This window comes from Streptomyces sp. NPDC013457 (assembly GCF_043089925.1).
Taxonomy (GTDB): domain Bacteria; phylum Actinomycetota; class Actinomycetes; order Streptomycetales; family Streptomycetaceae; genus Streptomyces.
Window position 1 is genome coordinate 1,128,986 of the sequence record NZ_JBICBL010000001.1, and the last position, 12,814, is coordinate 1,141,799.

The 12,814-nt window shown below is 72.1% G+C and carries 16 protein-coding genes; 6 read left to right on the forward strand and 10 right to left on the reverse strand.

What is annotated here, in order from left to right:
- Positions 1-10: 10 nt before the first annotated feature.
- The 5 genes from ACF1G2_RS05095 to ACF1G2_RS05115 all read right to left on the reverse strand — a co-directional run bounded on the left by ACF1G2_RS05095 (position 11) and on the right by ACF1G2_RS05115 (position 4,533).
- Positions 11-643 (reverse strand): MBL fold metallo-hydrolase, encoded by a 633-nt coding sequence (locus tag ACF1G2_RS05095; RefSeq protein WP_391796903.1) that lies wholly within the window; start codon positions 641-643, stop codon positions 11-13.
- 40 nt (positions 644-683) lie between these two features.
- Complete coding sequence (locus tag ACF1G2_RS05100; protein WP_391796904.1) at positions 684-1,952, reverse strand: alpha/beta fold hydrolase; 1,269 nt, start codon at positions 1,950-1,952, stop codon at positions 684-686.
- 200 nt (positions 1,953-2,152) lie between these two features.
- Positions 2,153-2,902 (reverse strand): sterol desaturase family protein, encoded by a 750-nt coding sequence (locus ACF1G2_RS05105; RefSeq protein WP_391796905.1) that lies wholly within the window; start codon positions 2,900-2,902, stop codon positions 2,153-2,155.
- A 2-nt stretch (positions 2,903-2,904) separates the two neighbouring features.
- On the reverse strand, positions 2,905-3,624 hold the full coding sequence (locus tag ACF1G2_RS05110; RefSeq protein ID WP_391796906.1) for a FadR/GntR family transcriptional regulator: 720 nt from the start codon (positions 3,622-3,624) through the stop codon (positions 2,905-2,907).
- Positions 3,625-3,810: 186 nt separating this feature from the next.
- Positions 3,811-4,533 carry a dienelactone hydrolase family protein gene (locus ACF1G2_RS05115; protein WP_391796907.1) on the reverse strand — a complete coding sequence of 241 codons (723 nt, stop codon included), beginning with the start codon at positions 4,531-4,533 and terminating at the stop codon, positions 3,811-3,813.
- A gap of 222 nt (positions 4,534-4,755) precedes the next feature.
- Here ACF1G2_RS05115 and ACF1G2_RS05120 point away from each other — a divergent pair, with 222 nt between their 5' ends.
- Together ACF1G2_RS05120 and ACF1G2_RS05125 are read left to right on the forward strand one after the other, a co-directional pair.
- A complete protein-coding gene (locus ACF1G2_RS05120; protein WP_391796908.1) occupies positions 4,756-5,688 on the forward strand; it encodes a hypothetical protein in 933 nt (310 codons plus the stop codon).
- A 31-nt stretch (positions 5,689-5,719) separates the two neighbouring features.
- Positions 5,720-6,271, forward strand: a complete 552-nt coding sequence (locus tag ACF1G2_RS05125; protein WP_391796909.1) for a MepB family protein — start codon at positions 5,720-5,722, stop codon at positions 6,269-6,271.
- Positions 6,272-6,342: 71 nt separating this feature from the next.
- Here the strand turns inward: ACF1G2_RS05125 and ACF1G2_RS05130 are convergent, their stop codons facing one another.
- Positions 6,343-6,630, reverse strand: coding sequence for a DUF6479 family protein (locus ACF1G2_RS05130; protein ID WP_391796910.1), 288 nt, complete (start codon positions 6,628-6,630; stop codon positions 6,343-6,345).
- 125 nt (positions 6,631-6,755) lie between these two features.
- Between ACF1G2_RS05130 and ACF1G2_RS05135 the strand changes: the two genes are divergently transcribed.
- The gene (locus ACF1G2_RS05135; protein WP_391796911.1) at positions 6,756-7,346 is read left to right on the forward strand and encodes a hypothetical protein; all 591 of its coding nucleotides are present in this window, start codon (positions 6,756-6,758) and stop codon (positions 7,344-7,346) included.
- A gap of 5 nt (positions 7,347-7,351) precedes the next feature.
- Here ACF1G2_RS05135 and ACF1G2_RS05140 read toward each other — a convergent pair whose 3' ends face one another.
- Positions 7,352-7,750, reverse strand: a complete 399-nt coding sequence (locus ACF1G2_RS05140) for a VOC family protein (RefSeq protein WP_391796912.1) — start codon at positions 7,748-7,750, stop codon at positions 7,352-7,354.
- A complete protein-coding gene (locus ACF1G2_RS05145) occupies positions 7,747-8,268 on the reverse strand; it encodes a cupin domain-containing protein (RefSeq protein WP_391796913.1) in 522 nt (173 codons plus the stop codon). Before ACF1G2_RS05145 ends, ACF1G2_RS05140 begins: the two co-directional genes overlap by 4 nt.
- Before the next feature lie 314 nt (positions 8,269-8,582).
- Between ACF1G2_RS05145 and ACF1G2_RS05150 the strand changes: the two genes are divergently transcribed.
- The 3 genes from ACF1G2_RS05150 to ACF1G2_RS05160 are packed head-to-tail and all read left to right on the forward strand — an operon-like array spanning position 8,583 to position 10,914.
- Positions 8,583-9,419, forward strand: coding sequence for a DUF4097 domain-containing protein (locus ACF1G2_RS05150; protein WP_391796914.1), 837 nt, complete (start codon positions 8,583-8,585; stop codon positions 9,417-9,419).
- Positions 9,420-9,476: 57 nt separating this feature from the next.
- The gene (locus tag ACF1G2_RS05155) at positions 9,477-10,694 is read left to right on the forward strand and encodes a cytochrome P450 (RefSeq protein WP_391796915.1); all 1,218 of its coding nucleotides are present in this window, start codon (positions 9,477-9,479) and stop codon (positions 10,692-10,694) included.
- Positions 10,695-10,698: 4 nt separating this feature from the next.
- Positions 10,699-10,914 (forward strand): ferredoxin, encoded by a 216-nt coding sequence (locus ACF1G2_RS05160; RefSeq protein ID WP_391796916.1) that lies wholly within the window; start codon positions 10,699-10,701, stop codon positions 10,912-10,914.
- A 113-nt stretch (positions 10,915-11,027) separates the two neighbouring features.
- Here the strand turns inward: ACF1G2_RS05160 and ACF1G2_RS05165 are convergent, their stop codons facing one another.
- Both ACF1G2_RS05165 and ACF1G2_RS05170 read right to left on the reverse strand, forming a co-directional pair.
- On the reverse strand, positions 11,028-11,603 hold the full coding sequence (locus ACF1G2_RS05165) for a hypothetical protein (RefSeq protein WP_391796917.1): 576 nt from the start codon (positions 11,601-11,603) through the stop codon (positions 11,028-11,030).
- Positions 11,600-12,778 (reverse strand): ROK family glucokinase, encoded by a 1,179-nt coding sequence (locus ACF1G2_RS05170; protein WP_391796918.1) that lies wholly within the window; start codon positions 12,776-12,778, stop codon positions 11,600-11,602. The genes ACF1G2_RS05165 and ACF1G2_RS05170 overlap by 4 nt, the downstream gene beginning before the upstream one ends.
- Positions 12,779-12,814 lie beyond the last annotated feature (36 nt).

The window sequence follows — 12,814 nt, forward strand, 5'->3', positions numbered from 1 at the left end:
CGCCGGTGGATCACAGTTCGGTGGAGTCCCCCGGGGTCAGACGGCCGTGGTCCGTGCCGCCGAGCTCCCCGATCTGCCGGTCGTAGATGGGCCGGGCGAGGTCCGTGAGCAGGGCGTCGTGGATGTCGAAGGCGCGGCGCGGCTTGACCTCCCGGACGTAGTCGATGACCTCGGCGATCTTGTTCCAGGGGGCCATGACCGGGAGCATCAGCGTGTCCACCGGGTGCTCGGGCACGGTCAGCGCGTCGCCCGGGTGGAAGACGGCGCCGTCCACGAGGTAGCCGACGTTGGTGATCCGGGGGATGTCGGGATGGATCACGGCGTGCAGCTCGCCGTGGACCTGGACGTCGAAACCGGCCGCGGTGAAGGTGTCGCCGTGGCCGACGGTGTGGACGCGGCCGGGGAACGCGGCGGAGAGCTTCTCCGCGACGCTCCGCAGCGTCCAGATCTCGGCAGCCGGATTGGACTCCAGACCGGCGCGCAGCCGGTCCTCGGCGAAGTGGTCCGGGTGTTCGTGGGTGACGAGCAGGACGTCGGCGCCGACGGCGGAGTCCTGTTCGCTGAACGCGCCCGGGTCGATGACGAGCGTCCGCCCGTCCTTCTCCAGACGGACGCAGGCGTGGGACATCTTCGTCAGCTTCACAGGACTCCACCTCGCGACGGGCCGTACCGGCCCGCTCAGCCTACGCCTGGGGCGTCGTCTCCTCCTTGATCACCCTGCCGATGACGCGCAGGGCGCTCTCCGCGGCGGGCAGCCCGCAGTAGACGGCGGTCTGCAGCACGACCTCGCGGAGCTCGTCGGGCGTCAGCCCGTTGCGCAGGGCGGCCCTGGTGTGGTCGGCGAGCGCGTCCAGGTGGCCGCCGGCGATCAGCGCGGTGAGGGTGACACAGCTGCGCGTGCGGCGGTCGAGGCCTTCCCGGCTCCACACCTCACCCCAGGCGTACCGGGTGAGGAGGGCCTGGAGGTCGGCGCCGTACTCGTCGGTCAGCGCCTCGTCCACGTGGGCGTCGCCCAGGATCTCGCGGCGGAGCTTGAGGCCCTGGCCGTACGGGTCGGTCCGCACGGCGTGCGCGGGCTCGCCCGCGGGCTCGGCGGGCGCGATCTCGGCGACGGGCACGACGGGGGAGGAGACGGGCGGCATCGCCAGGGCGGGCACGGCACTCTGCGTGTCGTGGACGACACCGGCGAAGTGGCCGGTGAGCAGCTCCGTGACGGCGGCGGGCTGCTCGACCGGCGCGAGGTGGGAGGCGCCGGGGACGACGGCGAGCCGGGCGTCGGCGATCCCGGCGACGAGGGTGCGGGCCTCGGCGGGGCCGGTGACCTGGTCGTCGGAGCCGACGAGCACGAGCGCCGGGACGCCGATCCGGCCGAGGGCCTCCCGTACGTCGAAGACGGCGAGCGCCTCGCAGGCGCCGATGTAGCAGCCGGGGTCGGTGGTGCGGACCATCTGTACGGCCCACTCGACGATCGCCGGCTGCGCGGCGCGGAAGGCGGGCGTGAACCACTGCTCGGGTGCCGTACGGGCCATGGGTTCGAGGCCGTGGGTGCGGACGATCACTCCGCGCTGGCGGAACTCGTCGGCGCTGCCGAACCGGGGCGAGGCGGCGACCAGGGCGAGGGAGGCGACTCGGTGAGGCGCCCGCAGCGCGAGGTCCAGGCCGACGGCGCCGCCGATGGAGCAGCCGGCATAGCCGAAGCGCTGCACGCCCAGGTCGTCGAGGGTGGCCAGCAGCCGGTCGCCGAGCTCGGCGACGGAGGTGAAGGGCCGGGCGGGTGCCCCGCCGTGCCCCGGCAGGTCGAAGCGGACGATGCGCCACTGCCGGGTGAGCTCGGGTATCTGCCGATCCCACATGTGCCAGGTGGTGCCGAGGGAGGGTCCGATCACCAGCACGGGGGCGTCGTCGGGGCCGTCGATGCGGTATTGCAGGGTGTTCGTCGGTGTCTCACTCACCCGCCAGACCCTCTCATCCCGCACGGGATCCCACGGCGCCGGGTCGGACCTGGGGCGGGACACCGACCCGTACGGCGACGGATGGCCGAGCGAGGTCACCCTGCCGGACCCCGCCGCCGACGGCCTGCTCAGTCCGCAGCAGTACGGAGCGCTGATCAGGTCCGAGGACGAGAAGGGCCACGTACGGCCCGGTCGGTGCGTCAGGCGGCGCCGTGCAGGTTCTTGGCGGTCGGCGAGGTCTGCACGGTGGCCGGATCGGGGTAGGTCCCGAAGAGCCGGTCGGCGCTGGCGGTCGTGGTGACGGTGAACCAGTAGTGCTCGTTCTTGTAGTGGTGAAGCCGGTGGTTGCGCCAGACCGCCTTGTAGGCCCTGCTCCGAGGCCGGTAGTCGCTGTGGATCAGGTAGTGCGTCCACTCGTAGACCAGACCCGTCACCGCCACGCTCAGCATGAACGTCAGGGCCTGGCCCAGCCGCGGGAAGGCGATCAGGGCGATGGCGTTGTAGCCGACGACGACCCAGACGAGCGCCCTCCAGGGTATGAAGACGAGCGGGACGTCACGCGGGTCGACATGGTGCTCGCGGTGCTTCCTCGCAAGGAGGGTGTCGAGGACGACTCCGGCGACCTTCCGGGGCCGCCAGTGCAGCACGAAGACGTGTATCAGCCACTCCAGGAACGGAAACAGCAGGAGCAGGATCACCGGGGCGTACGCGTCCGTGGCGCGCCAGTCGCCCAGCACGGTCCGGCAGACGAGCACGGTCACCAGCGTGCCGCTGATCATCCAGGGCGAGGGGTAGCGCCAGAAGGCCCGGAACACGCTGCCCAGCGTGACGTCGGTGCGGCGCGGCACCGACTGTGCGGCCTCGTCCGCCCGGACGCGGGCCCGGGCGGCCTCGTCCGAGGCTCCGTCGGCGGACGTCCGTATGCGCGTGATCGTCCTGCGCAGGTTCATGGCTACTCCTCGTCGAGCAGATCGATGACGTCGATCAGGGCCGTGGTCGCCGGTCCGAGCAGATCCTCCGCGCGCGTGCGGGCGGCGGGCGCGTCGCCCTGGACGATCGCCTCCGCGAGGACGGCGTACGCGTCGGTGCGGTCCACCTCCGCGGCCATGACGTGGGCCAGGGCATCCAGGGCGGGTTCGTAGGCGGCTCGGAGGCTGTTGAACATCAGGCGGAAGGTCACGGACTCGGCCGCGTCCGTGACGTGCTCCCAGAAAGTCAGGGCGAGCCGTTGCCTGTTGACGGGATCGGCGTCGTCCTCGAGCGCCCGGACGGCGGCATGGAGCGGGGCGGCGAGTTCCGGTCCCTTGCGCCGCGCCGCGAGTTCGGCGATCTTCGGGCCCACGTGGAGCCGGGCCTCCAGAATGCTGCGGGCGACCCCCAGGTCGAGCTCGCCCCCGGCGAACAGGAGGCGGGGCAGCAGATCGAGGCCGCCCGCTCTGCGGATGTCGCGCACGGTGGTGGCGTCCCCCTGACGGACTTCGACCAGGCCGGCATGCGCGAGTCGTTGCAGGGCTTCCCGTACCGCGGGGCGTGAGACGCCGAGGACTTCGGCAAGCCGCCGCTCACTGGGAAGGCTCTCGCCCGGAGCGAGGCCGCCGCTCACGAGTTCCCCGAAGAGCTGGTCGAACACTTCGTCAGGAACCGAGCGCCGGTTGACTGGTTGCAGGGGCATGCGGAGACCATAGGGGTCGCCGGACAGATGGTCTAGTGGTCAGACCAGTCGAGTTGAGGCATGGAGAAGCGACGGACGAGGACGTCGAGGGCCATCGGGGCAGAACGCAACGGGCGGGACGCCGGGCGGCATGGGCCGCACCGGCGCTTCCCTCTCAGTGGTTGTGGCCGGCCCGACGGCCGGACCTCACCTCAGATGCCGGTCGTAGAAGCGGTTCCCGTCCTCCACCTCGAACCACGGCGTGCCGACGTGTCCGCCCATGTTGGCGTGCAGCGTCTTCTCCTTGCTGCCGAAGGCGTCGAAGAGGTCCAGGGCGCGCTGCCGCGGGTTGCCCTCGTCGTCCCACTGCAGCAGGAACAGCAGCGGAACGGTGACCTGCCGGGCCTCCTCGCGCTGGGCGCGGGGCACGTAACCCCCGGCGAAGAGACCGGCGGCCGCGATGCGCGGCTCGACCGCCGCGAGGCGGATGCCGACGGCGGCCCACCCCGAGTAACCGACCCGGCCGCCGATCCCGGGCAGGGCGAGGAGGGCGTCCAGAGTGGTCCGCCATTCCGGGACAGCCTTCTCGACCAACGGGCCGATGAAGGACTCGAAGATGTCGTCGACCGGCTCACCGGCCCGCATCACCCGGCGGATGTCGGCGCGGGCCTGCTCGTCGGCGGCGGATCGGGGCCGGTCACCGCACCCGGGTGCGTCGATGGCGGCGACCGCGTATCCGCACGCCGCGGAGTGCCGCGCCCGGGCCACCAGCCGGTCGGCCGACCTGGGCAGGCCGTTGTTGTGGGCCATCAGGATCAGCGGCACGGGCGCGGCTGATGCGGGCGTCCAGAGGGTGCCGGGGATCTCGCCGAGGGTGAACTCGCGCTGGAGGACGCCGTCATCGAGGCGCCGCTCGGAAGTGAACTGCATGGTCGTGCCTTTCGGGAATGCGCTGGAACGGCGCTCCCGGACGACCTACCGCCCGACCGTGACCCCGAAGGAGAGCACCCACGTCGAAACTGCGTCCACGGGTCCCACCTCCTCGTTCTCTCGCACGGCCTCCGAGAACGTAGCAGCGGCCATCGGCGGCCCGCCATCCGATTTCGCTCGGGCCCGGGGGTCGGCTCCGCCCGGTGAGTACGCTCTCGGATCATGCAGCGCAGCGAGGTCACGCGGAGCGACGGTACGTGGGTGGGGCTGGCGCTTGACGTGCGGGAGCGTGCGCGGCCGGGGCTGGGGGTGTGGAGTGCCCGGTCGCGGCTGGTGGTCTCGCAGGAGGATCGGACCGTGCTGCTCGCCGACGTGGACGAGCACCTCCAGGGGGTGGACTTCTGGCGGACCGACGCGTACCGCTCCTGCGTACCGCCGCTCCGGGCCGATGCGGGGCGGGCGATGGCGGACAGCCCCGAGCGGTGGGCCCATCGCTTCGCGCGGTACCTCGTCGACGCGCCGGACAGCCCGCTGCACGACGGCCGATGGCTGCTCTCGCCCGAGAGCCCGCTCCCGAAGTGGCGCCACCCCGGCACCTCGCACGCCGAGCACTGGAGCTCGATGCTCGTCGAGGGCCATCCGGACGGATACATCGACTGGCACGTCCACTCCATCGCGTGGGAGGTCTTTCCGCTGCGGCCGATGCCGGACGCCGACGACAGCCGGGTCAAGGCGTACCGCAAGCAGGTCCGTCAAGGGACGGTCCCGCCCGTCCTGCTGTGGTGGGTCAGCGGTCTGGACTGCCATCTGATCCTGGACGGTCATGCGAGGCTCGCCGCGGCGATCGCCGAGTCCGTGGAGCCCCCGCTGCTCCAGCTGCACCGCACGGTGGCGCCCGACGACCGGTCGGTGCGGGTCGACGAGGCCGTGGGCTCCTACGCGGACGAACTGGCCCGCTTCGCCGGGCTCCGCGCCGTCCACGGGCCCACCGTCCCGGACGGCGCCGCCACCGCCGGCCCCGAGCTCGTCCGCCGTCTTCACGCCCTGGACACGGCCACGCAGCCCACCTGGGCCTGGCCCCTGCCGGGTGGGGAGGAGGAGTGGCATCGCCGCGCACGCGAGGCGACCGCGGGGAGGGACTGGCCCCCTGCCTGAGGCCTCACCCTCGCTGTGACAGGGTGGACGAATGACGGCGAACCGCACCTGCTCCTCCGACCCGTGGTCGGACACGGCCCCGGCGCACGGTGATCTCCTCGCGGCGAAGGAACTCGTCTACGACCCTTGCGGGTTCACCTGCTCGCAGCCGGTTCCCGAGCCCGAAAGCGCCGACTACGCCGCCCACACCTTCACCCTCGACGGGCTCTCCGTCCGGTTCCGTGCCGCCCGGACGACCCCCACCAAGATCGGCCAGTTCGTCACCGTCTGGAAGAGGTCTCCCGGCAGGCCGATCCAGCCCTTCGACAGTGCGGACGCCGTCGACCTCTTCGTCATCAGCTGCCGCGACGGGCGCCACTTCGGCCAGTTCGTCTTCCCGAAGGACGTGCTCCGCGGGCGCGGCGTCGTGTCGGTCGACGGCTCCGGCGGGAAGCGGGCCTTCCGCGTCTACCCGCCGTGGGTGACCACCACGAACAGCCAGGCCGGCCGGGCCCAGGCCTGGCAGCTGGACCACTTCCTCGCTCTGGACGAGGACGGGCCCGGAGTCTCCGCGCGCGCCCGGGAGCTCTACCGCCGCCGGTAGCGAGGCGACCCGTCGCCCCTCGGCGCCGGACCCATCCGGCGGCGGTACGGCGCCGGGCGCGACGGCCGACGTCAGCGGCGGGAGTCGCCGAGGTCCGGGTCGGCGTCGGGGGTGGTCCACGAGTCGTCGCGGGCGGCTTCGGGGTGCGCCTGCGCGGGGTCGCCGACCGGCCGGCGCCGGCGCGCGACGCGGCGGCTGCCCCACCAGAACGCGCCGATGAGAAGTGCGACGACCACCACGCCGAGGACGACGGCGAAGAGCACGGCGTTGGATCCTGCCGATGCGAGAGCGGGTGTCGCTGTGAGGGTGGTGAACGCGGTCATGATCGCCTCTCTCGAACGGGTCAAAGCGCTGCTCATCGCGCCTGTCCTCTCCTGCCGTCCGCAAACGCGGCCGTACGGGGACCGCGTTGGTTTCGCCTGACGGAAAGCGGAGAGTCGCTGGGGCACGAAGCGCGTGAAGGGCCCGGAACGGAGGCAGTGCCATGCGCGAGAAGCCCGAGACCCGGTCGGAACCTCTCCTCACCGTGTACTTGAACGATCACCTCACAGGCTCGGCCGCCGGCGTACGGCTGATCCACCGCATCGCCGACCGTCAGCGCCGTACGGGATCGGGTCCGGTGCTCGACGCACTGGCCCGCCAGATCGAGGAGGACCAGCGGAGCCTGCGCCGCATCATGCGCGACCTCGACGTTCCCGTGAGGCCGCTGCGCGAGATCGTGGGCCGGATCGGGGAGAAGGCGGGACGGCTCAAGCTGAACGGCAGGCTGTTCTCCCGCTCCCCGCTCAGCGACGTGCTGGAGCTCGAGGCGATGCTCATCGGCGTCGAGGGCAAGGCGGCGTGCTGGCGGGCTCTGCGCGCGCTCGCCGAGACCGGTTCCGGTCCCGACGGCGCACAGCTCGACCGGCTCCTCACCCGTGCCGAAGAACAGTCCCGCGCACTGGACGCCATCCGGTTGGAGCGCGCCGCCGAGGTGTTCGGCGCGGAACTCCCCTCACCCGGCGGCGAGGCCGGCGCCGGGTCCGACGCCGACGCCGAGAAGCGTCATGCGGGCTCCGGCTCGCGGACCGGTTGACACCGTCAGCCCCAGGTACGGGAGCACAGCACCAGGCGGTAGCCGTCCGGGTCGGCGATCGTGACGCCGTACTCGTCCCAGTACGGGTTGTGCGCCGCGACGCGGGTCCCGCCGGCCGCCACCAGACGGTCGATACGCGACGCCTCCACCGGCTCGCCGAGGTAGACGACGAACAGGTCGTCCACCGTCGGGGTCGGCTCCAGGGGCCGCTCGGGATCGTGCGTCAGCTCGAAGTGCCAGGCGCCGTCGGGCGGGCCGACCATCAGCAGGTCGTGCTCGCCCGGACGGCGCTCGGTCGTGCGCCAGAGGACGTCCAGGCCGAGGCCGTCCACGTAGAAGCGTTCGGCGGCGGCGAGGTCCCGCGAGGGCCGGGCCACACGGATCTTCACGGTGGAGTCGATCACGCCGACGCCTCCAGGGCGGCCCGCCAGGCGGGGCTGTCGACATAGTGGTTGTCGAACCGCTCGGCGGAGTCGGCGATCTCCTTGAAGTCGGCCTCTCCCCGCATGACGCGGCCGAGGAGGCGCAGGTAGTCGAACCTGGCCATGCCCGGAGTGAACACGAACAGGACGTCGGCCTCACGGCCGGGCGCCGCGGCGAAGGCGTGCGGGGTGTGGGGCGGCACCGCCAGGAAGTCGCCCGCCTCCAGCACGGTGACCTCCTCGCCCACCAGCACCTGGAGGGCCCCGCTGATGACGAAGAACAGCTCCGTCGCCTTGGCGTGGAAGTGGGCGGGCGCGCCGACGGTGCCCTTGGCGAAGGTGGACCGGTAGCTGGTGAAGCCGTCGGCGGTGTGGTCCGAGTCGGCGAGCAGCGTCATCACGCTGCTGGGGTCCGCACTGGTCTCGGCCTCGGCATGACGGGTCAGTACCGGCGGAAACGGCGCGGCAGACGGGGAGTTGGTGAGTGGTTCCTGGGTCACGACCCGACCATATGATCTTGAACCCCGCTCCGACCAGGCATTTCAGGAGCGGCAGCGGTGACTCGACCCCGCATGACGCCACACGGCCCGATCTGGCGCCATCACGCGCCAACATTGAACTTGCAATGGCGCCAATCTGGTGCCACTCTTTCTCCATGGACCTGAGCCGTCAGGGACACCGGCACCGCCGTGCGCTCACGGGCGTCACCGGCGCTCGCCGTTACGCAGACCGACCATGACGCCATGAGTGGCACCGATGGCGCCACCCCGCCCGCGCGGAACCACCCGACAGAGCCCGGAGAAAAGAGACAGTCATGCCTTCTTACGACACGCCCCAGCCGATCACCGCGTCCCTCCGGTTCGAGGTCGGGGACGTGCGGATCGCCGCCGGCAAGCGCGCGAGCACGGTCGTCGAGGTCCGGCCGAGCAACGACTCCGCGGAGGCCGACGTCAGAGCGGCCCAACAGACCGAAGTCACATACGCGGACGGTGTCCTGACCGTGAAGGGGCCCAGGAACAGGTCCCTGTTCGGGAGACACGGATCGATCGACGTGACCGTCGAACTGCCCGCGGGCTCGCACCTGCGGAGCACCTCTCCCATGGGGAACTACACCTGCGAAGGCCCGCTCGGGGCCTGCCGGGTCACGACCTCACTCGGCGACATCCGGCTCGCCGAGGCGGGCGACACGGACCTGCGCACCGGTCACGGCAGCATCACCGTCGAGCGGGCCGTCGGCAAGGCCGAGATCCAGGGGGCGGGCCGGATCGCGATCGGGGAGATCACGGGCGCTGCCGCGATCGCGAACAGCAACGGCGACACCGCGATCGGCGAGATCACCGGTGATCTGACAGCCCGGTCCTCCAACGGCGGCCTCACCGTCGGCGTCGCCCACGCCTCCGTCGAGGCCAAGGCCGCCAACGGAAGCATCCGGGTGGGCGAGGTGGCCCGGGGTGTCGTCCAGCTCCGGACCTCCGCCGGCAACGTCGAGATCGGCATCCGCCGGTCCACCGCCGCCTGGCTGGACGTCAACTCCCGGATCGGAACCGTCCGCAACGCGCTCGACGCGGCCGAGGGTCCCGCCACGACCGACGAGACCGTCGAGATCCACGCCCGTACCGGCGTCGGCGACATCGTGGTCCGCCGCGCCTGATCACCCGTCACCACTGCATCGATGAAACACCGTTCACCACCCTTACCGGAGGACACCTTGCCGCACGAACCTCTCGCCCACACCGAGCCCGTCACCCTCCCCACGCAGCGCAGCGCGGGCTGCCCCTTCGACCCGCCCGCCGGACTGGCGGAGCTGCGCGAGGCGAGCCCGCTGGCCCGGATGACGTACCCCGACGGGCACGTCGGCTGGCTGGCGACCGGCCACGCCACGGTCCGCGCCATCATGGGCGACCCCCGCTTCAGTTCACGGTACGAGCTGTTGCACTACCCCTTCCCCGGCGGCCCCGAGGCCCCGCTGCCGCCTGCCCCGGTCGGTGACATGACCGGGATGGACGCGCCCGGGCACACCCGCCTCCGGCGGCTCCTGACCGGCAAGTTCACCGTCCGGAGGATGCGGCAGCTCTCCGACCGGGTCGCGGAGATCACCGCCGAGCATCTGGACGCCATGGAGCGGAGCGGCCCCGGGACCGACCTGGTCGAGGCGTTCGCCCGCCCGCTGCCCGCGCTGATGATCTGCGAGCTGCTCGGTGTCCCCTACGCCGACCGCGAGCGCTTCCAGAACCACGCCCACACGCTCATGTCCAGGGACGTGACGCCCGAGGAGCAGTACGCCGCGTTCACCGGACTCGAGGAGTACATGGCCCAGCTGGTCGCCGCCAAGCGCGCCGAGCCCTCCGACGACCTGCTCGGCGACCTCGCCCAGGACTCCGACCTCACCGACGAGGAACTCGTCGGCGTCGGCGGCTTCCTGCTCGCCGCCGGGCTCGACACCACCGCCAACATGATCGCCCACGGGACGTTCGCGCTGCTCGGCAACCCGGCCCAGGCCGAGGCGGTGCGTACGGATCCGGAACTCGCCCCGCAGGCGGTCGAGGAGCTGATGCGCTACCTGACCGTCGCCCACACCACCATGAAGTCGGCGCTCGAGGACGTCGAGCTGGAGGGCCGGCTCATCAAGGCCGGCGAGAGCGTCACGCTGTCGCTGGAGGCCGCCAACCGGGACCCTGAGCGGTTCCCCGACCCCGACCGGCTCGACGTGCACCGCAAGGCCACCGGGCACCTGGGTTTCGGACACGGCATCCACCAGTGCCTCGGCCAGCAACTGGCCCGCGTCGAGATGACCGTGGCGCTGCCCGCGCTGCTGAGGCGGTTCCCCACGCTGCGCCTCGACGTGCCGGCCGCGGAGGTGCCGCTGCGGACGGACATGAACATCTACGGCGTGCACCGGCTGCCGGTCACGTGGGACGAGAGCTGATCCCATGGACGTCCGCATCGATCGCGACCGCTGCCTCGGGGCCGGGATGTGCGCCCTGACCGCCCCTGAGGTCTTCGACCAGGACGAGGACGAGGGTCTGGTCACACTGCTGGACGCCCGGCCGCCGCGGGAGCACCACGCCGCCGTCCGCGTCGCCGCCGGTGTCTGCCCCGCCTCGGCCGTCACCGCGACGGAGCCGGGTTCCTCCCCCGCCCCGTAGCCATGGCGGGCGGCACGGGCCGCCGAGCAGAACGGCCCGACGGGACATCCGTCGGGCCGGCCTGTGCGTCGTCGGCATCCCTGGCGTACGGGTGCCTCGTGGTGCCGCGTGCGTCAGGGGGTCGTCGTGGAGACCACGTACACCGTGGGGGCCGCGGGGTCGCTGAGGTCGACGGTGACGGCCTCGTGGGGGCGCGGCTTGTCCCGGCTGACGGTCGTGCCCGACCAGGTGCCGTCCCCGGAGAAGTCCCAGCCGACGATGTCGGCGTCACGGTCGCTGACGGTGACCTCGCCCGGGGCCAGTGCGGAGCGGCTGGAGCCGATCTCGTTCAGGAAGGCGTCGAGCCGTCCCGCGCTCGTCGTGAACTGGACGTACAGCCGGCTCGTCTTCCAGTTGCTGGTCTCGTAGTAGGCGACGCCCGTGCTGCCCTGCGGGATCGGGACCTCGAAGACGCGGCGCTTCATCAGCGAGGGCCAGTTCTCGCGCAGACCGGTGGCGGAGGACTCGCGCTCCTTGTCGCGGCCGCTGTCGCGGCTCTGTCCGGCGGAGATCACGAGGTATCCGGCGGGGATGCCGACGAGCAGCACGATGATGATCGCCGTCAGCCAGCGGCGGCGGATCATGTGGCGTCGGTCCTCCGGCATCTTCGGGCTCTGTTCGGGAGAGGTGGTCGGGGAGGGGACGGTCATGACGGCGGGTCCTGGGTGGTGCGGGAGGAGGTGCGTGGGACGGTGCCGTTGCGCAGGGCCTGCGCGTAGCGCTCGTACCGTTCGTAGCGCTCGACCCGGCGCCGGTTGGCGCGGCGGAAGCGGCGGGCGACGAGCCGGGCCAGGTCGGCGGCGCCGACCATGCCGGCCTCGGGGCCGAGCTGGGCCTTGGCGATCCGGGCCTCGGGGCGGTAGCCGCGGCCGGTGAGATGACGCCGGAAGGCGTCCCGGGCCGGGCCGATCAGCAGGTCGTCGGCGGCGCTGACGCCTCCGCCGATGACGAAGCAGGAGGGGTCCAGGGCGGCGGCGAGGTTGGCGATGCCGACGCCGAGCCACTGGCCGATGTCCTGGAGCAGCTCGACGCACATGGCGTCGCCCTCGCGGGCCAGCTCGGTGATGAGCGGGCCGGTGATCTCCGGGACGTTGCCCTTGACCCGCTCGATGATGTTGTACGCGACCGGGGAGTCGGCGGCGGCCAGCTCACGGGCCTCGCGGACCAGGGCGTTGCCGGAGCTGTACTGCTCCCAGCAGCCGCGGTTGCCGCAGGGGCAGCGATGTCCGCCGGGGACGACCTGCATATGGCCGAACTCGCCGGCCACCCCGTACTTGCCGCGCTTGACCTGCCCGCCCTCCAGGATCGCGCCGCCGATGCCGGTGCCGAGCGTGATCATGACGAGGTGGTCCTCGCCGCGTCCGGCGCCGAAGCGCCACTCGGCCCAGGCGGCCGTGTTGGCGTCGTTGTCGACCATCACGGGGACGGCGAGCCGGGACTGCAGCGCATCGCGCAGGGGCTCGTTGCGCCAGGCGAGGTGCGGGGCGAAGAGGACGGTGGCGCGGTCGGCGTCGACCCAGCCGGCCGCGCCGATGCCGACGGCGTGCACGTCGTGCCGGTCGGAGAGGTCGAGGACCAGTTCGACGATGGTGTCCTCGACGACCTTGGGGCTCTTGGACTTGTCCGGCGTCTCGGTGCGGATCTTCTCCAGGATCACGCCGTCCGCGTCGACGACCCCCGCCATCACCTTCGTACCGCCGATGTCGATGCCGACGGTGGGCACCCGGGGCGCGGTGAGGTGCGAGCGCCGCTCCCGGGTACCGACGGTCCGCAGCACCGTGGCCCGTGCGGAGCCCCGGTTGGCGAAGTCGCGGTAGGTACTCATCGGCTCGATTCTGCCAGGTGCGGTGTCGGGGGGCCG